The following is a 24,431-nucleotide window of genomic DNA, read 5'->3' as shown; positions in this document are numbered from 1 at the left end:
GGTTCGCATAACCTATACTGGCACAGCTTCATTATAGTTTAAAGCTTATATTTACAGCTTATATTTACGAATCAAGTAGGTTGGGGTGCAGCTCCACGCGTGACAATAGCTGTTGATCAGATAACTGCCGTAGGGCGAGAAGGCTTTGTTATCGGGATCGTACAATTCCCAGAACGTATCGGCTCCGTCCCGCAGCATGCCGCCCCAATAGGACTTGAGGTGTTTGACGGCTGCATCCCGGTCACCTGTAATCAGCAAAGCTTCGACCAAATAGTGATGCATATATGGTGTTGTCAGGCCGATTTCCGGTTGCTCGGACAGCAGGCGCTGCATGAGAGCAGCATTGCTCTCTGTATCCAGCACTTCGGCTAAAGCCATCCAGATTTGCCCGGCCCATGAAATTTGGCGGTTGGGACCGCTGACGAAGAAGCCTTGTTCTTCATCCCACAATCGGGTAAGTGCTGCTGCTGTGACGTCATCTAACCGACGGTTCAGGAACGGAAGCTTGTCAGGATCAATCTGTTTAGCCAATGGAATGGCTCGTTTTAACGTGTAAATAAGTATCGCTTGTGAAGGGGCTTGCTTATCGAGCTGCTGATGCCAGTCGATAAAAGACCACCATTCATCATTATGCGGTGGAAGATGCTCTTCATTCAGACACTCCAGAGCCAGCTCGACCTGACGGTAGGCAGTGGGCCATAACTCCTGCAAAGTATCGCTGTCCTGAGTGGCCTCATAGTAATCGTACAAACTGATGGTGAGCAATAAAGAATAGTCGAATAAATACGTATCATCCGGTATTAATGATGGCGTAATGAACAGATTGGCCGCGACTTGGCCCCGGTCATTCGGTACTCCTGCGAACAAGTAGAGACAGCGTTTGACAAGCTCATGATTACCAAAGGTTTCATAATTTGCTAACGCCTGAAGTCGCAAGTCACCCAGCCACAATCGCCGATCACGTTTGGGGCCATCCTCGAATACTTCCTGCATACAGTTTTGCAGAGTACGGATGCTGACTTGATCAATATCACGCAGAAGTGGATCGGCATGTTCCAACGGGACAAGGTGTGAGGCATCTGCCGAGGTCACAGCTTGAATTCGGATGTCATCGAAGGCTACACGATATTTCTTGGACGTATCTTTAATTTCAAATTTCACATAACGGAAACTGTAACGGCGTGGTAGCTCAATGACACCCGGCAGCACGTCGACATATATTGTTTCCTCCTGTAGCCATGAGCTGCTGATCCAGCCTGTATAGTTGGAAAAAGGCTCTGCGACTTCGACAGGCATTTCACCAAACGTCAGTTTGAGATGAAGCGGCGCATCCGGTGGACTGCCGACTGGACGAACAGAGAAGGACAAGTATCCCACCTGATGTGTGCCAAAGTCGAGAATAAATTCCTCTCCCTTGCCATAATGCTGCTGCGACAGCGTGGAAACGCATTGAACCGGACTCGTTTTCCAGCCATGTATCACGTCTGTATCACGGACAATCTCCACCATTTGATGTGGGTGAACAGTAGACGTATTCAATTGCGGTTGTGCTTGAACCGCCAGATTGATAAAAGCTTCGTTACGTAGAATCGTTGTTTTTGTAGCTTGTTGAACAGGGGATTGATCTGACATGTGAATGCCTCCTTTGTGATCATCAAACCGATTGAGGTAAGGTATCTTGATTTTTACTAACATCCGGAGTGTCTTTCCCGTGAGACGCATTCAGCGCCTGATTCCGTTCCTGAATGTCATTACGGATTTGTGGGAAAATGTGATCCAGACGATAAAAATACATAATAATCATCGAAACAATCGTCAGAATCAACGGGATAATGAGATAATTCAGTTGAATGGCGAACAGGGCGGAAGCGCCTTGCGTTTGATTGGGAACATAATTCCCCCATGTTAGAAATACACCGGAAACAGCACCTGCCAAAGCCAGAGCTACCTTCCCGATAAAACCATTCAGTGAAGAAATAAAGCCTGCTGCGCTGATGCCGGATTTCCATTCCCCGTAATCCACCGGGTCCGCCTGCATGGAGAAGTAGATCGCCATCCGAACGCCGTTGCCCAAGGCCGAAATGACCGCACCAACAATTAAACCGAAGATATGTGTACCGGAAATAAGCATAATCAGCATGCCTGCCAAAGTGATGGCGCTTGCAATTTGAAACAAATTACGTTTGTACAAATGCCGTGCCAGCCATGGGGTGATAAAGGTGCCGATAATCGGAACTAAGGAGCCAATCCCTGCGATCAGGCCGATCAGATCGGGCCGATTCACATAATACGTGAAATAATAAATCAAGCTGCCTTGATGAAAAAACATGCCTCCGAACATAAAGATGATGTTGATTGCGAAGATGTACCAAGGGGTATTTCCCTTGAGCGCCGAAAAGGTTTGAGCGACAGTCACTTTTTCTTGCCGTAGCTTTACCTTTTCTTCCACGTTTTTGAAGGTTACAAAAAACAACATCATGCCCACTATCGAAAAAATGACCATGGTCCAAAAAAATCCGTGTGCCTGTGAGCCGTTACCCAGCATACGGACCAGCGGCATCGTCAAGACACTAACCGCCGTCGCTCCAATGAAAGAAAAGATAATGCGAGTGGTCGCAAGCACCGTGCGTTCCTGTCCATCACGAGTCAGACTCGGTAAAATGGAGGCCATTGGAATATTGACCATCGTATAGGCCAGCGATAAGCCCATATAGGTGATATACGCGTAAATCAGTTTCCCGACAGGACCGATATCCGGCACATAAAAAGTAAGGATTCCCAAAATGCCGAACGGAATGGCGCCGAACAGAAAATAAGGGCGTGATTTTCCCCAGCGCGTACGGGTTTTGTCGATAATAATCCCCATAATGGCATCTGCTACACCATCCACAATGCGTGTGACTAACAGCAGCGCACTGACTGCAAGTACCTGTAATCCCATAACATCTGTATAGAAAAACATTAAATAGAGCGTGATCATTTGCCAAATCAAGTTACATGCAAAATCAGCTACACCATAGCCTAAACGCTGTTTCCAAATGCCTGTCTTTGTAACCATACTCATTCCTCCGCAACCCCCTATGATACCAATTTGGCATGATTAGAGAATAAAATCAGCAGCACAGCTTTCCTGCGAACAACGATCAGCCAGCTTTATGGCTAAGTGTTATTGACCGGGAAGGTTGTGCTTGTTGTAAGTTGAATGGCGGCTCCGGATGACCTTTCAAGCTCACATTTATTAAAGCGCTTTCTTTTCTGGCTGGCAATTGCCGTTTTACAGATGAATGTATTCGTTTTACAGGTTGTTAAAAATTAAAAATTATTTTTGATTATTTTTGTATTACATATTTTCAAATTAAAACAAAAGTGTTATAGTCTCCGTAAGCAAAAATAACCACTGTAATAAAGCAATTCAAAACCAAAACAGAACTTGGAGGTCTTTTTCCTATGGTACAAAGTCTGTGGAATTCTTCACAAGCATCTGAGCAAAAAAGCACGCTGGAACAGCTCGTTTACCGTTCTAACCTTATCGGTACGGATAGAAGCGTGTGCAACTGGGGAGGCGGCAATACTTCGGCCAAAACAACGATACAGGATTTCCGCGGACGTGAAGTGGAAGTGATGTACGTCAAGGGCAGTGGTTCCGATCTCGCAACCATGAAAGCGCATAACTTTACAGGGCTTCGTATGGAAGATATCCGTCCTTTGTTTGAGCGGGAAGATATGTCTGACGAGGATATGGTTGCTTATCTGGCGAATTGTATGATTGATGCCAAGCATCCGCGTGCCTCGATTGAGACGCTATTACATGCTTTTTTGCCTTTTAGACATGTGGACCATACACACCCGGACGCGATTATCAGCTTGTGCTGTGCACACAACGGCAAGGAAATCGCAAAGGAAATTTTCGGTGACCGTTTTGTATGGGTGCCTTATATCCGCCCTGGCTTTAAGCTGTCCAAAATGATTGCTCAAGGTGTACTGGATCATCCTCAGGCAGAATTGGTATTAATGGAAAAGCACGGCCTGGTGACATGGGGAGATACGTCCGAAGCGGCGTATGCAAAAACGATCGAAATCATTCAGGAAGCAGAGAGCTATATTAAAGCACGTCAAGAGGAAAAACAGCCGTTTGGCGGCGCAAATTATAAAGCGCTTACTTCCGAGGAGCGCCGCAGCATTGCGGCTCAGGTCATGCCAGCCGTCCGGGGAGCGGTTAGTAATGAGAAAAAGATGATCCTCACCTTTGACGATGCGGAGGACGTGCTGGAGTTTGTAAACGGTCATGACGCTGCTGCTTTATCTCAAGTCGGGGCAGCATGCCCGGATCATCTGGTTCATACCAAGATGAAGCCGCTTTTTGTGGAATGGACACCGGATGTGGAGGACGTAGAGGGCTTGAAGATCAAGCTTGCGGAAGGTATAGCAGCCTATAAGGAGCAATACCAAGCTTATTTTGAACGCAACCGTCATGAGGGTGACGTAAGGTTTGAGGCTGCGCCGCGTGTGATTTTGATTCCGGGTGTTGGTATGATCAATACAGGCAAAAGCTGGAGCAATGCACAGGTGAGCGGTGCTTTGTATCATCGAGCTATCGCTGTTATGAGGGGGGCAACTGCGTTAGGGCAGTTTGTTTCGCTCAGTGAAAACGAATCGTATAACGTGGAGTACTGGCCGCTGGAGCTTTATAAGCTGTCACTCGCGCCGGCAGAAGCTGAATTTTCACGCAAAATCGCGCTCATTACGGGCGGAGCAGGTGGAATCGGAAGTGCAACTGCACGACGTTTGGTGGAGGAAGGTGCGCATGTTGTACTGGCAGATCTGAATCTGGAAGGTGCGCAAAAGGTAGCCGCAGAGATAAATAGCAGCTACGGAGAAAACCGTGCCATTGCCGTAAAAATGGATGTAACGCAGGAGGATCAGATCCAGGCTGCCTATGCAGAAACTGCGTTGACCTATGGCGGTGTTGATATCATCGTCAATAATGCAGGTCTGGCCACCTCCAGTCCCTTCGATGAAACGTCATTAAAGGAATGGAATTTGAACGTGAATGTGCTGGGAACAGGCTATTTTCTGGTCGCGCGCGAAGCGTTCAAGCTGATGAAGGAACAGACGCTTGGCGGTAGCATGGTGTTCGTCGGCTCCAAAAACTCGGTCTACGCAGGTAAAAATGTAACGGCCTACAGCTCGGTCAAGGCGCTGGAGGCGCATCTGGCCCGCTGTATTGCCGCAGAAGGCGGCGAATACGGCATCCGTGTGAACACGATTTTGCCGGACGCTATTCTGCAAGGCTCGGCGATCTGGAACTCCAACTGGCGCAACGAGCGCGCCGCCGCCTATGGTATTGAGCCAGACCAGTTGGAGGAGCATTACCGCAAGCGGACGACATTGCTGGTCAATATCTATCCGCAGGATATCGCGGAAGGCATAGCCTTTTTCGCCTCATCCAAGGCGGAAAAAACGACAGGCTGTATGCTGACCATCGACGGCGGCGTACCCGCTGCCTTTACACGCTAGGAAGAAAGAAGGGCAGTCAATAAAGCTACACATGATGAAAACAAGAACTAGCTTTATTAAAATGAACCTTAGTAAGCGATAGATCCATTTCACTAATTCAAACCACATGACCATAGTTCCGAAGAGTTTGTTAATTAGTAAAAAAAACACGTAAATAAGTAATAACGCTTATTTACGTGTTTGCATCCTTTTATATATACACACTAACACTTAAAAAATAGAAGTGACTTTATGGGTGGTCAGCAGCGGAGCGGGCGGAATTGTTCTGAAGAAGCGTAGCGTTCGCCTGGGGATAACAGCGATCGGAAGAACAATCCGCACGTGAAGCGGCCTCCCACCTCCATAACTCACTTTATTTTCCAAGGAGGAACCACGATGAGTGACAAAGCCTATGCCTTATTCGAGGAGCAGCAGCAGCAACGAGGTATTGACCTGGAGCAGGTAAAGACAAAGCTGAAAGCGCTTAGCATAGAAACGCCATCCTGGGGCTATGGTGACTCAGGTACACGGTTTAAAGTTTTTCAGAAAACGGGTGTACCGCGTGATCCGTTCGAAAAGTTGGAGGATGCAGCGCAGGTCCATGCCGTGACGGGCTTATGTCCATCGGTCGCCATTCATATTCCGTGGGATAAGGTGGACAATTACGGCAAGCTCCGCAGTCATGCCGAAAGTCTCGGTCTGCGGATTGGTGCGGTCAACCCCAATCTGTTTCAAGACGAGGACTATATGCTAGGCAGCGTTACGAATGTAGACCCGGCCATCCGCCGCAAGGCCATCAACCATTTGCTGGAATGTGTGGATATTGCGAAGGAGACGGGCTCCAATGATCTTAGCCTATGGTTCGCAGATGGAACGAATTATCCCGGTCAGGGAGACATTCGCAAACGGAAAAACTGGATGCTGGAGGCACTCGGCGAAATGTATAAGGCGCTCACGCCTGATATGCGCATGCTGATTGAATACAAGGCGTTCGAGCCGGCCTTTTACCATACGGATATTGCCGATTGGGGCATGGCGTACAACTACGCCACCAAGCTGGGGCCGCAGGCACAGGTGCTTGTGGATACAGGGCATCACCTGCCGGGAGCCAATGTGGAGCATATTGTCGCATTTTTAATGGATGAGAAGCGGCTGGGCGGGTTCCATTTTAACAGCTATAAATATGCGGATGATGATCTGATCGTGGGCTCCGTCAATCCGTATGAGCTGTTTTTAATCTTTTATCAGATTTTGAACGCGGCTCAGGATGTGGATGCAGATATTCGCCATACCGTGGATAAAATTGCTTATATGATCGACCAGTCGCACAATATCGAGTCCAAAATTCCGGCCATGATTCGCTCGGTGCTGAATGTGCAGACTCAATATGCGAAGGCCTTGCTGATTAATCATGCAGAGGTGGAAGAGGCGGCCAACCGTCAGGATGTGCTGGGTGCGGAGGATGCTGTACGCCAGGCGTTTGAGTTTGATGTGGCACCGCTGCTCAAAGCGATACGTGAAGAGCAAGGTTTGCCTGCTGATCCGATGAAGGCCTATCTGGCGTCTGATTATGGCAGGCAGATTTTGCAAAGAGGCAAGGGTGGTGCAAGCTGGTGAGCATCCTCGCTTATGATTTGGGGGCAAGCAGCGGCAGGGTTCTGCTCGGACGATTGACAGATTCACGTATAGAGGTGGAGGAAATCCATCGCTTTTCGAATGATCCGGTCAAGGTTGGCGAACGCCTGCACTGGGATATGTTGCGTCTGTATCATGAGGTTCAGCAAGGATTGCTCAAAGCCAAGCATATGGGGGTGAATCCGTCCAGCCTGGCAATTGACTCCTGGGCGGTCGATTTTGGACTGATCGGAGGAACCGGAGAATTGCTGGGCAACCCCTATCATTATCGCGATTGGCATACCCACGGGGTGATGGAGAAAGTACAGGAACGGCTGGGAAAAGAGTTTATTTTTCAGCGCACAGGCATTCAGTTTTTGACGTTTAACACCATTTATCAATTGGCTGCTATGCGCAATATGAAATCACCCTTGCTGGAGCAGGCAGAGCATTTCTTGATGATTCCTGATCTGCTGCGTTATTTTCTGACAGGTGAAATGTACAACGAGTTTTCGAATGCGACCAGCACGCAATTATATCATCCGTTGCAGCAAGACTGGGATGATGAGCTTTTGTCCGGAATCGGCATTCCCCGCTCCTGGTTTGGCAAGGTCCTGGAACCGGGAAGCGTTGCAGGTACCATCCGTTCATCGGTCATGACCGATCTGGGCATTGGAGCGATTCCTGTGATTGCAGTAGCAGAGCACGACACAGGATCAGCTGTGGCTGCCGTACCTGCGCTGGAGCGCTCGTTTGCATACTTGAGCTGCGGAACATGGTCCCTGATGGGAACGGAAACCGCGCAGCCTGTAATCAATGATGATACGCTTCGCTTTAATTTTACGAACGAAGGCGGGGTGGGTCGGAGCTACAGGCTGCTGAAAAACATCATGGGACTGTGGATTTTACAGGAGGCACGCAGAGAGTGGGAGCGGCAGGGAAGCTCCTATTCCTTTCCTGAATTGGTTCACATGGCGGAGCAGGCTCCGGCGTTCACTAGTTTGATTGACCCGGATGATGAACTGTTTTTGCACGCCGGGGATATGAAAACACGTATACGCCAATACTGCCGCAATACCGGGCAGCCCTTGCCAGAGACACCGGGGGAGATTACACGCTGTATTTTGGAAAGTCTGGCCTTGAAGTACCGTTACGTTTTGGAGTTGACGGAGCGTGTGTCGGGGCAGCAGTTTAATGGGCTCCATATGGTGGGTGGCGGCATTCAAAATCGGCTGCTGTGTCAGTGGACGGCCAATTCGATTCAAAAACCCGTGTGGGCAGGACCAGCAGAAGCAAGCGCAATCGGCAATCTTGCGGTACAATGGATAGCACAGGGAAAGTTCGCCGATATATGGGAAGCACGCCGGGTCATCGCGGATTCTATTGCCGTGGAGGTATATGAACCTGCCGATTCAGAGGCGTGGGAGGATGCCTACGGTCGATTCCGGCAGGTGGCGAGACTTTTTGTACATTAAAGATGTGGAGTGAGATTGCCATGCTGGTCGCAGAAAGATATGAAATGATTGTACAGCTCGTGAATGAAAAAGGCAGCATACGGGTGTCGGAATTGAGCGAGCTGTGCAAAGTAACGGAGGAAACGATCCGTCGCGATCTGGACCGTCTGGAGCAGGCGGGACGATTGCGTCGTTCGCATGGGGGAGCGGTCAGCGTCAAAAACGAACAGCCTGAAACACCCTATGCAGTACGGGAAATTATGAACGCAGAGGAAAAGCGCCGGATTGCCGAGGAAGCGGTCAAGCTGATTGAGCCGCATGATCGTATTTTGCTGGATGCCAGCACGACCGCCTGGTATATGGCATCGAGTCTGCCGGATATTCCGCTGACGATATTAACGAATTCGATTCGGGTAGCTACAGAGCTGGCAGGTAAGGAAAAAATCGAGGTAATTTCCACAGGCGGGCAGCTGCTTCAACGCTCGCTGTCGTTCGTAGGCCCGCTCGCGGAGCGTTCATTGGAAACCTATTATGTGGATAAGCTGTTTTTTTCCAGCCAGGGGGTTCATTTGGAACGTGGCGTTAGTGAATCGAATGAGCTGCAAGCTCGTCTGAAGCAGAAAATGGTCAGCATCGCGGACCGTGTGATTTTACTGGCAGATGCGAGCAAATTTGGACAGCAGGCGTTTACGCATGTTGTGAACCTGTCGCAAGTGTCCGAAATCATTACGGATTCACGGTTGTCAGACCCGATTCGCAGTCAGCTCGCGGAGCTGTCAATTCCGGTTACGGTTGTGTGAATTTAAAAATGCCGGGGTGGAGGCCGCTCCGAGTTTCATTTGATCTTACGATCGCTGTTGCAGTGGGATTCTTTGATGATGTAAAACACGTATAGGTGAGAATCCCACTGCAAGCTTGTGCTTACGATGAAAGCTTTCCTTTGGAAAGCTTTTAGGCGAGCGCTGACGCTTCTCCAGATTCAAATGAACCGCTCCGCTGGTATCCTCCATAAGTGGATTTTTTGATAATGAGTAGGTATCGGTTCAAACATAGTGACGTTAGACTAACTAAGACAGCTCAACAGGAAAAGGTACAACATTCAAGATAATTAGAAAGCGTTTACTTTTCATATAAGCTGAACTCGAAAAATTCACATAAAAACGGAGTAGGCGGAATGGTGCTGTACAAGCGTGAGCGGTCGCTTTTGTCCCCGGATTTTTACCATTGAGTAATTATTAAAAAAATCCGGGGGCGGTGGCGATGGGAAGCACCATCCGACTGCGCAGTGGCGCAACAGGTAACTTTTAAGCTCAGTTTATATTATAGCTATTCCATGACGGAAGGGGTGTCTCGTATGAAGGTATCTATATTTATTACCTGCCTGAGTGATGCGATTTATCCCAAGGTAGGGGAAGCGATGGCACGTTTACTTGCCAGATATGGTGTCCAGCTGGATTTTCCAAAGGTACAGACATGCTGCGGCCAGCCGTCCTATAACAGCGGCTATTGGGATGAAACGAGGGCAGCGGCCAAAACGATTCTGACAGCATTTGATGATAGCGATTTTGTCGTATCTCCCTCCGGTTCCTGCACATATATGCTTCACCATTACCCCGAGCTGTTCAAGGATGAGCCCGAATGGCTGGACTCGGCGCGCAGGCTGGAGCAAAAGACGTATGAATTTACGCAATTTATGGTACAGGTGCTTGGCGTGACCGATGTGGGCGCGTCTTTTCCGCATACGGTAACCTACCATCCGTCTTGCCATGGCACACGTTTGCTCGGCGTAAAGGATGAGCCGATGCAACTGCTCGGCAGTGTGAAGGGCCTGCAATTGGTGCCGCTCCCTTTTGCCGAGGATTGCTGTGGCTTTGGGGGCACTTTTGCGGTGAAAATGCCGGATATTTCAGGAGCGATGGTAACGGAAAAGGTGGATCATATCAGGGAGACGGAAGCCGAGGTGCTGGTCGGACTGGATATGGCGTGCTTGATGAACATTGCCGGAAATCTCCGGTATCGGAAAGAGCCGGTCCGGGTGATGCATCTGGCTGAGCTGCTGTATGAAGGGGTGAAGCACGCATGACCGCTGTACATTCACATTCCATGAGTCAAAAGGTCCGAAAACGTGCAGATCTGGCCCTCAATGATGATTTTTTGCGCAAGGCTGTTCGATTTACCACAGAGCGGCTACGTAACGGCAAGCAGGTGGCTTCGACGCAGCATGGACATTGGGAGGAATGGCGTGAGCGAGGCCGTCAAATTCGTTTGCATACCATTGCCCATCTGGACTATTACTTAAATCTATTCGTGGAAAATGCCCGTGCCAACGGGGTGCATATTCATTTTGCCGATACAGCCGCCGATGCCGTACAAATTACATTGGATATCGCTGCGCACAGCCAGGCCCGTTCTGTCGTCAAATCCAAGTCGATGGTGTCGGAGGAGCTGCATTTAAATCAGGCGCTGGAAGCGGCAGATATTGAGACGATTGAAAGTGACCTCGGTGAATATATCATTCAACTGGCAGGGGAAGCCCCGTCCCATATCGTTATCCCTGCGATTCACAAAAATCGCTATCAGATTGCCGAGCTGCTGTCCAAGGAAGCGGGGGAGGAACTGTCTGCGGATACGACGGTATTGGCGGGCTTTGTCCGCAAAAAGCTGCGTGAAAAGTTTCTGGAAGCGGATATTGGCATGACCGGGTGTAATTTTGCCATCGCCGAGACAGGTTCCATGATTCTGTTTGAAAATGAAGGCAACGCACGGATGGTATCTACTTTGCCCAAAACGCAAATTACGCTGATGGGCATGGAGCGGATTATTCCATCCTGGATAGATTTGGAGGTGATGGCCACATTGCTGCCACGCTCCGCTACCGGACAGAAGCTGACCATGTACATGTCCGGTATTTCAGGCCCACGGCGCAGCCAGGATGCCGATGGACCGGAGGAAATGCACATCATCATCGTAGATAACGGACGTTCGCTTCAGCTAGGCAATCCCGAGTTTCAAGAGCTGCTGAATTGCATTCGCTGCGGAGCTTGCCTGAATGCCTGTCCGGTATATCGGCACATTGGCGGGCACGCGTATGGCGGGACATATAGCGGCCCTATCGGTGCGGTACTTACACCTGCTCTGCATGGCAACATTGAGGAATGGAACGATATTGCAAGTGCGTCCAGTCTGTGTGGGGCGTGTTATGAGGCTTGCCCGGTCAAAATACCGTTGCATGACATGCTGGTTTATTTGCGTAGACGCAAGGTGGAGGCGGGACGAGGAGATAAACTGGAAGGGGCAGGGATGAAGGGGTTTGCGACAGTGGTTTCCAGCTCGAAACGTTTCACAGCTGCGATTCGGCTGGGACAGATTGCCCAGAAGGTGGTTGTCCGTAAGGGCGAAGTCACGCTAAAGCTTGGTCCGCTAAAGGGCTGGAATACGTACCGTGTGGCCCCCTCTCTGGCCAAAAAGTCCTTCCGCCAGCAGTGGAATACACTCGAACGGGAACTGGAGCAGGAACGCAGCGTGATGCCATCGAATGTTCGCAGCCGAATGGAGGCCATTTTGGCGGACAGACATAAAGGAGGAATGCAGCATGAGTGAACGGCCACATTCTTCTGCACAGGCGAAGCCGGACCACGAAGCATGGCTCCGCCAACGGGAAGCCGAATCGCGCGCCAAACAGGCACGCTTTATGGGTGGCATTGCGTCGCGGCTCAAGCGTCCGCGGCAGACGGAGCCGCCTGTGCAGCCGTTTCGCGGCGCACCTGATTTTTGGCACGAATTCGATTGGAGCGCGGAGCAGCGCATCGAAGAGTTTACCGCCAATTTTACAAGTGTTGGCGGGCATGTCGTGCGTCTGCCGAGTCTGGAGCAATCGGCAGACTGGATCGCGCGCAAGGCGCGAGAGCTGGGAGCGGCCTATATTGTCCGGCAGAATGAGCCGGACCTGGATGCGCTCCAGCTGGAAGCGGCGCTGCCGGAAGTCCGACTGTCGGTGTGGAACACCGATCCAGCCGAAGACTGGAAGGCGCGCGCCGCCGAGGCGGATATCGGCCTCGTCATGGCCGATGAGGCCGCCGCCTACACCGGCTCGGTAGCGGTGCTATCCTCGCCGGAGAAGGGCCGCTCGGTCAGTCTGCTGCCGACCGTGCTGATCATTCTCCTGCCAGTGGAGCGTCTGCGAACGCGACTCGGTGAGATTTTAGGACGTTTTGACGAAGCCGGGCGTGAGCAATTGCCCGCAGGCATTCATTTTATTACCGGACCCAGCCGCTCATCGGATATTGAAAATGATCTGACCATCGGCGTACATGGACCCGGCATCGTTTATACGCTGTTGATTGGCTAATTTGTAGGTGGAATTAGCAGGTAGACTGGCGAACCCTCAATTCAAAAGCAAGGGAGGCAGGCTCCAGAGGCTGGCCGTTCAACTGTCGATACAACGTACGGAACATTTCCTGTCCGATTCGCTGCAACGGGTTCGTAATATTGGTCAGTCCCATGGCGTCGGCTACCTGACTTTCGTCAGCTTCAAAACCAACTACCGCCAAATCCCCGGGAACATTCCAGCCCTTACTGCGGGCGGCTGAGATTATACCGCATGCCACAAGATCGTTGGTGGTCATGATGGCATGCGGACGTTCCTTTAACGACTCCAGCTTGGCGAACGCCTGCATTCCGTCCTGCACCGTATGGATACCGCTGAGCAGCCATTCCTCATTCACTGGCAGCTTCCTTGCCGCGAGCAGGTCATAATAGGCCTGGAGTCTTCTTTGGCTGTTGACGCTGTTTTTCCTGCCTACGGTGCAGGCGATTTTTTCAAATCCCAGCTCGGCCAAATGCTCCAATCCGATTCGAAATCCTTCATAATGGTCGAGATAAATGGATGAAATTTCTTTATTTTTTAATGGCTCGCAGGTCACAATCGGCCCATATTTGGTATAACGCCTCACAGCAGACCAATCCAGCATACGCCGTAAAATGACGATCCCGTCCACTTTTTTCTGCCTCAACAGCTCTAAAGCCGCGCTTTCCAAATCCCGGTTTTCCTCCGTCTGGTAGATCAGGACCTGATAATCCTGCTCTTTACCCGCATTGGATACTCCCTTGATGATTTGCATGTAATAATTGTTAATCGTTGGGGCCATGATCCCGATCACCTTGGTACGGCCTACTTTTAACTGCACCGCATTAATATTCGGAATATAATCCAGTTCCCGAATGACTTCCATCACCCTGGTACGCGTAGTTTCACTGACATAAGGATGATGATTAAGCACCCGAGACACGGTACTTGTCGATACCCCCGCAATTTCAGCAATTCTTTTTATATTGTGCATGACATTCAACTCCAAAAATTTAGTTCTTGACCTGGAATGCATCCCAGATTGTAGCATGAAAGCATAAAGCGTATGCAGCAATCCGGAATGCATTTGAGGGACACGGGTTCCGCATACTTCTTCACAAATTATAACCTACTTGGAGGAATGCGACATGGAACAGGCAAAAGGTTTTCCCAAAGACTTTCTGTGGGGCGGAGCAGCCGCTGCCATGCAGATTGAAGGGGCTTACAACGTAGATGGAAGAGGGCTCTCGATTTCTGATGTATTTACCTTTGATCCGACACTCGACAAAAAGCATTGGCTGGATCAGTGGCATATGATGACCCATGCTCAGGTCAAGGAAGCATTGGACCCAAACAGCACCAAAAATTATCCCAAGCGTCGGGGAAATGATTTCTACCACCGTTATGAAGAAGATATTCATCTGATGGCCGAGATGGGTTTTAAATGCTTCCGTACTTCTATTTCCTGGACACGTATTTTCCCGAATGGCGATGAGACAGAACCCAATGAGAAAGGGCTGCAATTCTATGACAAGGTTTTTGATGCCCTGCTGGCCAAAGGAATTGAACCCGTCATCTCGCTAAGCCATTACGATATGCCTTTGTATCTTGTCACCGAATATGGTGGCTGGAAAAACCGGAAACTGATTGAATTTTTCGTTCGTTTTGCCGAGACCGTATTTACCCGCTACAAGGATAAAGTAAAATACTGGATTACGTTTAACGAAATGAACTGTGTCAAACACCATCCGTTTGTCAGCGCCGGGATCATTGAAGAGAATCACCCGAATCTGGAACAGGACAAGTATCAATCGGCCCATCATCAGTTTATAGCCAGTGCGCTGGCAGTCAAGGCCTGTCACGAGATTATACCAAACTCCCAGATTGGGTGCATGATCAGCTATCTGCTGCTTTATCCGAATACCTGCAATCCGGATGATGTGCTTGAATGCCAAAAGGAAGAACGAGTGTCCTTCTTTTTCAGCGATGTACAAGCCAGAGGGTATTATCCGTCCTATACGGCACGCATGTTCAAGGAAAAGGGCGTTGTCCTGCATAAAGAACCCGGCGACGATGAAATCTTGCGAGATAATCTCGTGGACTTCGTGTCCCTGAGCTACTATATGTCCAACAATGCCAGCGCCACTGCCGACCAGCATGCCAAAGCAAGCGGAAATCTGATTGGCGGCGTGAAAAATCCTTACCTGGAGCAGTCCGAATGGGGCTGGCAGATTGATCCTAAAGGATTACGTTATGCGCTGAACAACCTGTATGACCGCTATCAGAAGCCGCTGTTCATCTCGGAAAACGGCGTGGGTGCGACAGATCAAATGAACCCCGACGGCACGATTAATGATGATTACCGCATCGACTATCTGAAAAGACATATCGAACAAATGAGGGAAGCGATTGAGGATGGAGTGGACCTGTTCGGCTATACCGCCTGGGGTCCAATCGACATGATCAGTGCTTCGACCTCACAGGCATCCAAGAGATACGGCTTCGTCTACGTCGATCAGGATGATCTGGGCAACGGAACATTGAACCGCTACAAGAAAAAAAGCTTTGACTGGTATAAAAAAGTGATTGAATCGGGCGGAGAAGTGCTCTAAACGGAGGCGTATGATGCATGAAAGGCTTGAGCCTGCTCTTATGCCTGATCTGGGGCTTTAATTTTGTCATCATGAAATTGGGCAATGGAGCCTTTGAACCCGTCCAATTTGCGGCTTTCCGGTTTCTCACAGGCACGCTGCTCCTGTTCGGAATTCTCATTTGGAAACGGGTTCCGAACCCTGACAGGCACACGATGAAATGGGTTATACTCTGCGGGATTCTCCAGACGACCTATTTTAATATTGCAATTCAGATATCCTTGAACTACATTAATGCTGGCTTAACCTCCGTGCTTACGTACAGCATGCCGCTGTTTTTATCCATTATGGCTCATTTTATGATTCCGGGTGAGCGGCTTAATACACGCAAAACGGTCGGAATTGCTACAGGGATCATGGGACTATTATTTGCTATGGACATTCATTTGGGCGGCAATTTGTGGGCCATGCTGCTTGGGGTGAGTTCAGCAATTGCTTGGGCACTCTCGAACCTGATTATCAAGCTCAAGCTACAGCATTGCGATAAAACCCAGTTCACAACCTGGCAAATGGCGTTCGGTGCGCTCGGATTGTTATTGTATTCCCTGTTGTTTGAACGATGGGAGCCGCACTTTAGCACCGAGTCGATCTTTTATATTTTATTTTCCGGCATTGTGGCGTCTGCTCTTGCATTCCTGCTGTGGACCCATATTCTCACCAGAATGGAAGCAAGTAAAGCTTCTGTTACGCTTCTGCTGGTTCCCATCATCGGTGTTGTATCCGGCTGGATCTTTCTTCATGAGGAACTCAAAGCGGCTACCTTGCTTGGCATTATTTTAGTGCTGGCGGGCATCTGGATTGTGAACCGTTCAGGGGCTCCAAAGCCGCGGTAAGCGGATGGAAGGCTTTTTTTAATAAAGGGTTGACAGAAAAAAAGAAACTCTATTATAATGAAGCCAAGAAAACGATTACAAAAATGAATCTCATAATTTTCAGGGTGTTACTATTTTAGGCATAACCTGAATGGAGTTCCGGTAAATGGGCGATAACGTCTATTAAGCGGAATTCTGTTCAGGTTTTTTAGTGCATTCACATTTTTTAACAGAGTCTCTTTAAAAAATGGCCTTCCAGTAAAAAAAAGCAGGTGGTCGCATGATTTTGAAGAAAGCGCTTAACAACAATGTCGTATTAGCAGAGGAAGAGGACGCCCAAGAGGTCATTGCGACAGGGAATGGAATCGCATTCAACCTGAAGCCGGGAGATACTATCGATGAGCGGAAAATCACCAAGCTGTTTGTTGTCAAAACTCAGGATTTATCCACGAAGCTGGCGGATTTGCTGAAAGATGTAAAGATGGAATGTATTGAAATCGCGGATGAAATTGTGGAGTATGCCAGACCGAGACTGGCCGGAGACATTAGTGACTATATTTATCTGGCCTTGATTGACCATATTTCATTTGCCATTGAACGGCATGAACGGGGGACCCCGATTGAAAACCGGTTTCTATGGGAAATCAAGCGGTTTTATCGCGAAGAATTCGCGATCGGGAAACATGCGCTGGAGATGATTCGCAACAGGATCAATATCACGTTCGATGAAAATGAAGCCGGGTTTATTGCCCTGCATTTCGTCAACGCCCGCCTGGATAACCAGAAGCTTGACCTGACGCTAAAAACGTCAAAAGTCATCAAAGATGTTATGGATATTGTAAAATATCACTTTAATGTCGAGTTTGATGAAGATTCATGGAATTACAACCGATTTGTAACTCATCTTAAATTTTTTGCCCAGCGGCTTTTTGCCCACGAATCGGCAGACCCACAGTACATGAATTTGTTCGAAGACCTGAAAATTAAATTTCCGGAAGAGCACAGATGCGTACAAAAAATAGGGGTTTATGTGAATAAGCAGTTTGAGCAGAAATTAACCAATGACGAAATGATGTATTTGATGATTCACATTTCCAGATTGGTCAACAGAACAGAAAACTAACAGGGTGTTACCATTCGTGGGCATTACCTGAGTGATTTCGATACTAAAATGCATTTTGGTATCAGAGATTACTCAGGTTTTTTTATATCAACCAGAGAGCATTGGAGGCAGACTTTATGAGCAAACATGATGAATTAGCGAAATTCATTGTAATGAATGTAGGCGGAGAAGAAAATATCCGTGATCTGTATCATTGTATGACCCGTCTGAGATTTACACTCAAGGACAAGCAAAAAGCCAACAAACAGGCTTTGGAAAATTCCGACGGAGTCATTTCCGTGATCGAAAGCGGAGGGCAGTACCAGGTGGTGATCGGCAATCATGTGAGCGAGGTTTATGATACGATTGCGAAGAACTATAACCTTCAGGTAAAAGGCGACAACGACAAGAAAGAGGCTGATGCAAAGGAAGGTAATTTCATCAGTCGTGCCTTTACCGTCATGAGCTCTATCTTCCAGCCGATTGTACCTGCTTTGGCTGGTGCAGGGATGCTGAAAGCCATCCTGGTTATTCTTACGCAGTTAGAGTGGCTGGACAGTGCTTCCAGCACCTATGCTATCCTTGCTGCCGCAGGCAACGGCGTATTTTTCTTTCTGCCACTGATGTTAGCGTTTTCAGCTTCGAGAACGTTCAAGACCCAGCCTATCGTATCTGCTGCCATTATGGCCGCTTTGCTGGAGCCTAACTTTACCAAGCTGATGGAAAACACGGGGGATATTGCTTCCTTTATCCATATTCCCGTTGTCCTGATGAGTTATACGACATCCATTATTCCTGCGATTTTAGCCATTTGGCTGTACTCCTATCTGGAACGATTCCTGAAGCGGGTGGTTCCGAAAAGCATTGAATTATTTATGGTCCCGCTTGTTTCCTTACTAATTATGGTTCCGCTTACTGCCATTGTGATTGGCCCGCTCGGAGTGTACACCGGTAAAGGTATTGCAGATGGTATTGAATTTTTGAGTACGCAAAGCGGTCTCTTGACCGGGGCTATCCTGGGAGGCGGTTGGACCTTCCTGGTGATGTTTGGTTTACATTGGGGGATCGCGCCTGCGATGATCAACAATCTTTCGCTCAAAGGGTTTGACACGATCCGACCTATGATGGCTTCCGCGACCTTCGCCCAATCCGGTGTCGCTCTTGGGGTCTTTCTGAAAGCCAAGGACAAAAAACTAAAAGCTTACGCACTGTCATCTATTTTCCCTTCACTGTTCGCCGGTATCACGGAACCTATCGTTTACGGTCTGTCCGTGAAACTGAAAAGACCGATGATTGCCGCTGTAATCGGAGGAATGGTCGGAGGGGCCATCGCCGGTCATTTCCAGGCGACCGTGCTTGCTTATGTGTTCCCGGCCATAACAACGATTCCAGCGTTCTTTACAAATACAATCGCTTTTTACTTGATCAGTATCACGGTTTCATTTGTGGTTACGACCGTATTAACGTATATTCTGGGCTTTAATGAAGGAGACGGGGTAACGGATGCGGAGACAGGAAAGACGGAATCAGACCAATCTGTGTCCGCCCTACAGCCAGAACCTGGACAAACCGTAGTCCGCGAAGAGGTCTATGCACCGATAAATGGCGAAATTGTTCCGCTTAGTCAAGTGAATGATCCGGCATTCTCTACGGAAGCGATGGGCCAAGGGATAGCCATTTTACCGAGCGAAGGGAAGGTATATTCACCAGTGTCCGGCGTTGTCTCGCTCGTATTCCGAACCGGCCACGCGGTAGCCATCACCTCCGACAACCATCTGGAATTGTTAATTCATGTGGGACTGGATACGGTTAAGCTGAAAGGCGACTATTTCACGAAGCATGTAGAACAAGGGCAACGGATTGAGCGGGGCGATTTGCTGCTTGAATTTGATATTCCGAAAATCCAGGCAGCCGGTTATGACCTGACCACTCCGATCATCGTTACCAACAGCACTGCTTACCAAAAGGTTATCCAGACACAGCAAAAATCCGTAGATTTGCAAAGTGTTGTGCTCACAGTACATTAAATAAGGGAGGAAATGAGTCATGACAGAACATATAGCCAAAAGGTTTCCTGAAAATTTTCTGTGGGGTGGTGCTATAGCGGCGAATCAGGCCGAAGGGGCATGGAACGAGGATGGTAAAGGAGCAGCGATCAGCGACGCATTCCGGGGAGGAATTGTAGGCGGAACATTTGATGATACGATTGATGAGGACAAGTATTATGCCAGCCACGAAGCGATTGATTTTTACCATCGTTACAAAGAAGATATCGCCCTGTTTGCGGAGATGGGCATGAAATGCTTTCGGACTTCCATTGCATGGTCCCGAATTTTCCCGAATGGGGATGATGCTGAGCCGAATGAAAAAGGATTGCAATTTTACGATGATTTGTTTGATGAACTGCTGAAGTATGGAATTGAGCCGGTCATCACCATTTCCCACTTTGAGCTGCCCTTGAATCTGATCCGCAAATACGAAGGCTGGAAAAGCCGCGAGCTAATCGGATTCTACACCAAATATGCGGAAGTTGTCTTCAAGCGTTATAAAAACAAAGTGAAATACTGGATGAATTTCAACGAAATCAACCATTTTCACACGATTCCTTTGGCGGCAGGAGGCATTGTCGTTCAAGACGATGAGCACAAACTGCCGACGATTTATCAGGCCAGTCATCATGTTTTCGTTGCCAGCGCTCTGGCTACCAAGCTGTGTCATGAAATTATCCCGGGCGCGATGATGGGCGCTATGTTATCCCTGAGTCCGATCTATCCGAATACCTGCAATCCGGACGATGTGTTTGACGCCTATGAGCTGAGAAGAAGATCCTTATTTTATTCCGATGTCCTTCTTAGAGGCTATTATCCAAGTTATGCCAAACGGATCTGGAAAGAGCATAACATCATGATTCAAATGGAGCCCGGAGATGAACAATTACTGCGGGAGCATACGGCTGATTATTTGGGATTTAGCTATTATCGAAGTACGACACATAAAGCAGGGATGCCCATCTTGGGCAATACAGGGGGAATTATGGGACTCGACAATCCCTATTTGGAAAAAACGCCATGGGGATGGCCGATTGACCCGAAAGGCTTCCGCTATGTGTGTAATGAAATGTACGACCGATACCAGAAGCCTCTATTTGTTGTAGAGAACGGCTACGGCAGTCATGATGAAATTCTGGAAGACGGTTCAATTCATGATCCTGAGCGGATAGACTATCTGAACAAGCATCTGATCCAGCTGCATGAAGCTATTGAGGATGGCTGCGAAGTGCTTGGCTATACCTGGTGGGGTCCAATCGACATTGTCAGTGCAGGAACGGGGGAAATGAAAAAAAGGTACGGCTTTATCTATGTGGACAAAAACAACGATGGTTCGGGTACACTGGAAAGAAGGAAAAAGAACAGCTTCTACTGGTACCAAAAGATTATTGAATCCAACGGGAAAGTATTGTTTGAATCGCAAAAATAAAGGGATATGTACCCCCATTCCATAAGAGTCAGAAACAAACCGGCCAAAGATACGATCTATGGCCGGTTTGTTTTTTATATGCAAGAGTAGAATGGAAGCGGGGCCGAATCTGATACGAATGCTATTGATTTGCTAGGGTGTGTACACAGCCTAATGAGCATGATAGAGCGGAAAACGGGTTTCAAAATCCGTTTGTCTGCGATTGCTTCTAACCGAAATGCGGCCATCGTGCAGCTCGGTAATGCTTTTTGTAATGGCAAGCCCCAGCCCGGTGCCTCCGGTTGCCTTGGAGCGTGATTTGTCCACCCGGTAAAACCGTTCAAACAAGTGGGGGATATCTTCTGCCGGAATGGGAGTGCCGTAATTGGTACAGATCACGACCGCCTCATCGCCTTCACGTCCTATGGTGATATCGAGACATTTGCCATCTTTTCCGTAGCGAATGGCGTTGGAAAATAAATTTTCATACAGACGCACCAGCTCGTCCGTATCGGCCAAAATTCGGACAGGCTCGACGATCCGCACCCGGTAGGACATGTCCGCCTGTTCCAGCGACGGCACAAATTCCTCAGCAAGCTGAGTGAGCAATTTGCCGAGGTCTACAGGCTCCAGCTCCAGTGGCAGACTGCCACCGCTTACGCGCGTATATTCAAACAAGTCGTCGATCAGCTTTTTGAGCGTCAGTGATTTTTCATAAGCAATATTCACATAGTAGCGCAGCTCAATTTCGTCCCGGTAGCGGTCGGTTTCAATATACTCCAGAAAGCCGATCACGGATGTGAGCGGTGTGCGAAGATCATGGGATACGCCAGTGATCAGATCGTTTTTGGCTTTGGCGGAAGCTCGTTCGTCTTCCAAAGAGAGACGGAGCTTGTCCGCCATGGTGTTCATATTTTTTGCCAAGGTTGCCAGCTCATCCGCTGAAGACACAGGAATCGAATAGGACAGATTTCCGTCCGCGAACTTCTGCATCCCTGACGTAATTTCGCGTAGATAGCCGATCGTATTTTTCGTAAAAAGGAAAAAGAAATAAATATATAAAGGCAGCCCGCCGACCAGCATGATCAGTGAGGAACCAATGTGATTTACGGTCCAGCGGATCAAACGAGTGCCAAAAAATGAACGGGAAGGATTCAGCCATAACAGCAATGACGCTCCATAATAAAACACCATCAAAATCAGTCCGGTTAAAGTGAATGCCGCAAGGCTAAGGGCTGCCAGCTTCCATCCCAGCGTATCGTATCGTTTTGCCTTCAAGACGCAAGTCCTCCATTAATCGAATTTTTCCATTTTGTAGCCGATGCCCCACACTGTTTTCAGGTATTTGGGTTTCCTCGGCTCAGTCTCAATCTTCTCGCGAATTTTACGTACATGAACCATTAGCGTGTTGTTGGATTCCAGATATTGCTCCTTCCAGACCTTCTCATAGATCTGCTCCATGCTCAGCACTTGACCACGATTTCGAGCCAAGAGCTCAAGAATGGCGAATTCGCGTGGTGTCAACTTAATCGACTCTCCGGCGAGAGCAACCTCATGCGTAGCAGAGTTAACGGACAGCTCATCCAGTATGATTTCATGCTCCAGTGCAGGGGAAGGGTGGGTATATTTCCGTATCCTGCGCAGCTGGGATTTGATGCGTGCCACCAGCTCCAGCGGACTGAAAGGCTTGGTGACATAATCATCCGCTCCCACACTGAGTCCCGTAATTTTGTCCATGTCTTGTCCCTTCGCAGATAGCATGATGATCGGAAAATGCTCGGTTTCCCTGATTTTCATACAGGCTTCGATCCCATCCATGTTGGGCATCATCACATCAAGCACCATCACATCTATCGTTTCCCGGCTGACCTGCTCCAGCGCTTCCAGTCCGTCCCGTGCCATGAGCAGTCGGTATCCTTCATTTTCCAAATATATTTGCATGAGCTTAATTATTTCGGGTTCATCATCAACTAATAAAATGGTTCCGTTATGCATGGCCCGCGCACCCTTTCTGTTCTTTCCAGCAGTATACAATATGGGCGTATTATATACCTTTTTAGATAGCCAGCCTAGACATGAATTCGTTTAGGTTTTTTTATGTCTCTACTGATCAATATTAACACCTACAATAAACTATACATAAGCAAAATGACGATACCCTTAATCACGAAATCATCGCAAACTATCCGAAAAGGTATCTTAAGTAAATATCTGAAAGGTATATAATTTTATTCTAAAAAATGGTACAATCATGAGCAATAAAAAATGTTCTACTGCTTATTTCTCAGCTTCATAGTTTATTTGAGTATGCATCCTATGACGATTGGGTGGTTTATTCATGCAAATCACACCTACGATACAGGCAGAAGTTCAAACCTATCTGATACGGAAAGGATTAACCATGACCGAGTTTGGTCACATTATTGATTTGAATGTAGGTACACTTAGCGGCATCATCACAGGCAATCGTTCTTTATCTGTTTACCAGCTAGATCGCATTACTATGGGAATGGATTTACCACCGGACTATTTTTATGAACGTTATATTGATGAATGTATTGAAGAAGAACCGCTCAACTGGAAAAGAATTAGCCCTTTTTTGTACCGCTGCGTGGAGTTAGGGCGACTTGATTGCTTGCGACGAGTTGTAGGTATGTTGCTAGATAATCCTGTTTATCTTCCTTCACTTTTTAAAGTAGCCGAGAATTCTTTTAAAAAAGGTTATAATGAAGCAGCGGCGTACCTTTATGAAAATGTAGCAGAAGGGGAAAAGTATCAGTATTCAGATAGATTGGCAGTTTGCCAGTATCGTTTGTTTACGATTCGTGTTGGAGACGATCAAAATCAAAATCTCAGGGCAGCTTCGATATTTGAAGCTTTTGTAGAGCGCCTGGATGAAGTAGAGCAGCTTGACGCATTGAAGGATTTGGCAAACGTGTACAGGTCTTTGCGTAAATGGGACAAGGTTGATGAAATGGCAAGAAAAATGAGAGCTAAAGCGAAAATCCAATATACTTTGAAACACCAACAGAACAGCCGAGAACTCAATGAGGCTGCTAAGAAGCTGAGTCGTCCCATGTTTGTGTACATCGCTTATGCAGATTTGCTGTGTGCCAATGCATGTGAAGAGCAGGGTGATTATGAGCTGGCATTACATTATACATACGCCTACTCCAATTTAGATTGGGTTAGAGAGACCGATGAGGATGCCCAACACTGGATCGGTTTGTTTAAACACTGGTCACAAGCTAATATACTTGCATATAGGCTTTTATCTGGAGATATAAAGGCCTTATATGATTATGTAGAATATATTGATGCATCGTCAGATACAACTGACCAAGATAGGGTTACCCAACTGTTGAATATTATGATGATGGCAAACCGATACCAGATAGACGTACATGATATACTAAAACGCTTTGAAACGGAGATTGATTCTATTACCCAACAGGAACCATCTGCTGATATGTATACTCATCAAGTAGTACCAGAACAATC

At 48.1% G+C, this 24,431-nt stretch carries 18 protein-coding genes; 13 read left to right on the top strand and 5 right to left on the bottom strand.

Features of this window, described 5'->3' with window-relative positions:
* Positions 1 to 51: 51 nt before the first annotated feature.
* Together BAZ21_RS00090 and BAZ21_RS00085 are read right to left on the bottom strand one after the other, a co-directional pair.
* Positions 52 to 1,632 (bottom strand): alpha-L-rhamnosidase-related protein, encoded by a 1,581-nt coding sequence (locus BAZ21_RS00090; RefSeq protein ID WP_068496075.1) that lies wholly within the window; start codon positions 1,630 to 1,632, stop codon positions 52 to 54.
* 22 nt (positions 1,633 to 1,654) lie between these two features.
* Positions 1,655 to 3,064 carry a glycoside-pentoside-hexuronide (GPH):cation symporter gene (locus tag BAZ21_RS00085; protein ID WP_084011473.1) on the bottom strand — a complete coding sequence of 470 codons (1,410 nt, stop codon included), beginning with the start codon at positions 3,062 to 3,064 and terminating at the stop codon, positions 1,655 to 1,657.
* Positions 3,065 to 3,447: 383 nt separating this feature from the next.
* Here BAZ21_RS00085 and BAZ21_RS00080 point away from each other — a divergent pair, with 383 nt between their 5' ends.
* The 7 genes from BAZ21_RS00080 to BAZ21_RS00050 all read left to right on the top strand — a co-directional run bounded on the left by BAZ21_RS00080 (position 3,448) and on the right by BAZ21_RS00050 (position 12,912).
* The gene (locus BAZ21_RS00080) at positions 3,448 to 5,517 is read left to right on the top strand and encodes a bifunctional aldolase/short-chain dehydrogenase (protein WP_068496074.1); all 2,070 of its coding nucleotides are present in this window, start codon (positions 3,448 to 3,450) and stop codon (positions 5,515 to 5,517) included.
* 375 nt (positions 5,518 to 5,892) lie between these two features.
* Positions 5,893 to 7,113 carry an L-rhamnose isomerase gene (rhaI, locus tag BAZ21_RS00075; protein WP_068496073.1) on the top strand — a complete coding sequence of 407 codons (1,221 nt, stop codon included), beginning with the start codon at positions 5,893 to 5,895 and terminating at the stop codon, positions 7,111 to 7,113.
* Positions 7,110 to 8,585: a rhamnulokinase gene (gene rhaB, locus BAZ21_RS00070; RefSeq protein ID WP_068496072.1), complete on the top strand. Its 1,476-nt coding sequence runs from the start codon at positions 7,110 to 7,112 to the stop codon at positions 8,583 to 8,585. Before rhaI ends, rhaB begins: the two co-directional genes overlap by 4 nt.
* A 20-nt stretch (positions 8,586 to 8,605) precedes the next feature.
* Positions 8,606 to 9,364 carry a DeoR/GlpR family DNA-binding transcription regulator gene (locus BAZ21_RS00065; RefSeq protein ID WP_068497025.1) on the top strand — a complete coding sequence of 253 codons (759 nt, stop codon included), beginning with the start codon at positions 8,606 to 8,608 and terminating at the stop codon, positions 9,362 to 9,364.
* A gap of 554 nt (positions 9,365 to 9,918) precedes the next feature.
* Positions 9,919 to 10,647, top strand: coding sequence for a (Fe-S)-binding protein (locus BAZ21_RS00060; protein WP_068496071.1), 729 nt, complete (start codon positions 9,919 to 9,921; stop codon positions 10,645 to 10,647).
* On the top strand, positions 10,644 to 12,164 hold the full coding sequence (locus BAZ21_RS00055) for a LutB/LldF family L-lactate oxidation iron-sulfur protein (RefSeq protein ID WP_068496070.1): 1,521 nt from the start codon (positions 10,644 to 10,646) through the stop codon (positions 12,162 to 12,164). The genes BAZ21_RS00060 and BAZ21_RS00055 overlap by 4 nt, the downstream gene beginning before the upstream one ends.
* Entirely contained in the window at positions 12,157 to 12,912 is a 756-nt protein-coding gene (locus BAZ21_RS00050) for a LutC/YkgG family protein (protein WP_068496069.1), read from the top strand. The genes BAZ21_RS00055 and BAZ21_RS00050 overlap by 8 nt, the downstream gene beginning before the upstream one ends.
* Before the next feature lie 13 nt (positions 12,913 to 12,925).
* Here the strand turns inward: BAZ21_RS00050 and BAZ21_RS00045 are convergent, their stop codons facing one another.
* The gene (locus BAZ21_RS00045) at positions 12,926 to 13,903 is read right to left on the bottom strand and encodes a LacI family DNA-binding transcriptional regulator (RefSeq protein WP_068496068.1); all 978 of its coding nucleotides are present in this window, start codon (positions 13,901 to 13,903) and stop codon (positions 12,926 to 12,928) included.
* 154 nt (positions 13,904 to 14,057) lie between these two features.
* Here BAZ21_RS00045 and BAZ21_RS00040 point away from each other — a divergent pair, with 154 nt between their 5' ends.
* From BAZ21_RS00040 to BAZ21_RS00020, 5 genes are all read left to right on the top strand, one after another.
* Positions 14,058 to 15,521, top strand: a complete 1,464-nt coding sequence (locus BAZ21_RS00040; protein ID WP_068496067.1) for a glycoside hydrolase family 1 protein — start codon at positions 14,058 to 14,060, stop codon at positions 15,519 to 15,521.
* 17 nt (positions 15,522 to 15,538) lie between these two features.
* Positions 15,539 to 16,393 carry a DMT family transporter gene (locus tag BAZ21_RS00035; RefSeq protein WP_068496066.1) on the top strand — a complete coding sequence of 285 codons (855 nt, stop codon included), beginning with the start codon at positions 15,539 to 15,541 and terminating at the stop codon, positions 16,391 to 16,393.
* 259 nt (positions 16,394 to 16,652) lie between these two features.
* Positions 16,653 to 17,495 carry a BglG family transcription antiterminator LicT gene (licT, locus tag BAZ21_RS00030; RefSeq protein ID WP_068496065.1) on the top strand — a complete coding sequence of 281 codons (843 nt, stop codon included), beginning with the start codon at positions 16,653 to 16,655 and terminating at the stop codon, positions 17,493 to 17,495.
* A 116-nt stretch (positions 17,496 to 17,611) separates the two neighbouring features.
* Positions 17,612 to 19,501, top strand: coding sequence for a beta-glucoside-specific PTS transporter subunit IIABC (locus tag BAZ21_RS00025; RefSeq protein WP_068496064.1), 1,890 nt, complete (start codon positions 17,612 to 17,614; stop codon positions 19,499 to 19,501).
* A 19-nt stretch (positions 19,502 to 19,520) separates the two neighbouring features.
* On the top strand, positions 19,521 to 20,951 hold the full coding sequence (locus tag BAZ21_RS00020; RefSeq protein ID WP_068496063.1) for a glycoside hydrolase family 1 protein: 1,431 nt from the start codon (positions 19,521 to 19,523) through the stop codon (positions 20,949 to 20,951).
* 150 nt (positions 20,952 to 21,101) lie between these two features.
* Here BAZ21_RS00020 and BAZ21_RS00015 read toward each other — a convergent pair whose 3' ends face one another.
* Both BAZ21_RS00015 and BAZ21_RS00010 read right to left on the bottom strand, forming a co-directional pair.
* Positions 21,102 to 22,208, bottom strand: a complete 1,107-nt coding sequence (locus BAZ21_RS00015; RefSeq protein ID WP_068496062.1) for a sensor histidine kinase — start codon at positions 22,206 to 22,208, stop codon at positions 21,102 to 21,104.
* Positions 22,209 to 22,223: 15 nt separating this feature from the next.
* On the bottom strand, positions 22,224 to 22,925 hold the full coding sequence (locus tag BAZ21_RS00010) for a response regulator transcription factor (protein ID WP_068496061.1): 702 nt from the start codon (positions 22,923 to 22,925) through the stop codon (positions 22,224 to 22,226).
* Between the two features lie 343 nt (positions 22,926 to 23,268).
* Between BAZ21_RS00010 and BAZ21_RS00005 the strand changes: the two genes are divergently transcribed.
* Positions 23,269 to 24,431: helix-turn-helix domain-containing protein (locus BAZ21_RS00005; RefSeq protein WP_176718077.1), on the top strand; the 1,163-nt coding region annotated here is incomplete at its 3' end.

It is taken from the genome of Paenibacillus kribbensis, from assembly GCF_001705305.1.
Taxonomy (GTDB): Bacteria; Bacillota; Bacilli; order Paenibacillales; family Paenibacillaceae; genus Paenibacillus; species Paenibacillus kribbensis_B.
Note: the sequence above shows the minus strand (reverse complement) of the source record. Positions and strands in the feature narration are given on the sequence as shown.

Excerpts from the sequence above, each read along its gene's own strand:
- BAZ21_RS00085 (WP_084011473.1), bottom strand. The coding sequence starts at position 3,064 with ATGAGTATGGTTACAAAGACAGGCATTTGGAAACAGCGTTTAGGCTAT.
- rhaI (WP_068496073.1), top strand. The coding sequence starts at position 5,893 with ATGAGTGACAAAGCCTATGCCTTATTCGAGGAGCAGCAGCAGCAACGA.
- BAZ21_RS00050 (WP_068496069.1), top strand. The coding sequence starts at position 12,157 with ATGAGTGAACGGCCACATTCTTCTGCACAGGCGAAGCCGGACCACGAA.
- BAZ21_RS00065 (WP_068497025.1), top strand. The coding sequence starts at position 8,606 with ATGCTGGTCGCAGAAAGATATGAAATGATTGTACAGCTCGTGAATGAA.
- BAZ21_RS00035 (WP_068496066.1), top strand. The coding sequence starts at position 15,539 with ATGAAAGGCTTGAGCCTGCTCTTATGCCTGATCTGGGGCTTTAATTTT.
- BAZ21_RS00060 (WP_068496071.1), top strand. The coding sequence starts at position 9,919 with ATGAAGGTATCTATATTTATTACCTGCCTGAGTGATGCGATTTATCCC.
- BAZ21_RS00025 (WP_068496064.1), top strand. The coding sequence starts at position 17,612 with ATGAGCAAACATGATGAATTAGCGAAATTCATTGTAATGAATGTAGGC.
- BAZ21_RS00010 (WP_068496061.1), bottom strand. The coding sequence starts at position 22,925 with ATGCATAACGGAACCATTTTATTAGTTGATGATGAACCCGAAATAATT.
- BAZ21_RS00080 (WP_068496074.1), top strand. The coding sequence starts at position 3,448 with ATGGTACAAAGTCTGTGGAATTCTTCACAAGCATCTGAGCAAAAAAGC.
- licT (WP_068496065.1), top strand. The coding sequence starts at position 16,653 with ATGATTTTGAAGAAAGCGCTTAACAACAATGTCGTATTAGCAGAGGAA.
- BAZ21_RS00020 (WP_068496063.1), top strand. The coding sequence starts at position 19,521 with ATGACAGAACATATAGCCAAAAGGTTTCCTGAAAATTTTCTGTGGGGT.
- BAZ21_RS00090 (WP_068496075.1), bottom strand. The coding sequence starts at position 1,632 with ATGTCAGATCAATCCCCTGTTCAACAAGCTACAAAAACAACGATTCTA.
- BAZ21_RS00045 (WP_068496068.1), bottom strand. The coding sequence starts at position 13,903 with ATGCACAATATAAAAAGAATTGCTGAAATTGCGGGGGTATCGACAAGT.
- BAZ21_RS00040 (WP_068496067.1), top strand. The coding sequence starts at position 14,058 with ATGGAACAGGCAAAAGGTTTTCCCAAAGACTTTCTGTGGGGCGGAGCA.
- BAZ21_RS00055 (WP_068496070.1), top strand. The coding sequence starts at position 10,644 with ATGACCGCTGTACATTCACATTCCATGAGTCAAAAGGTCCGAAAACGT.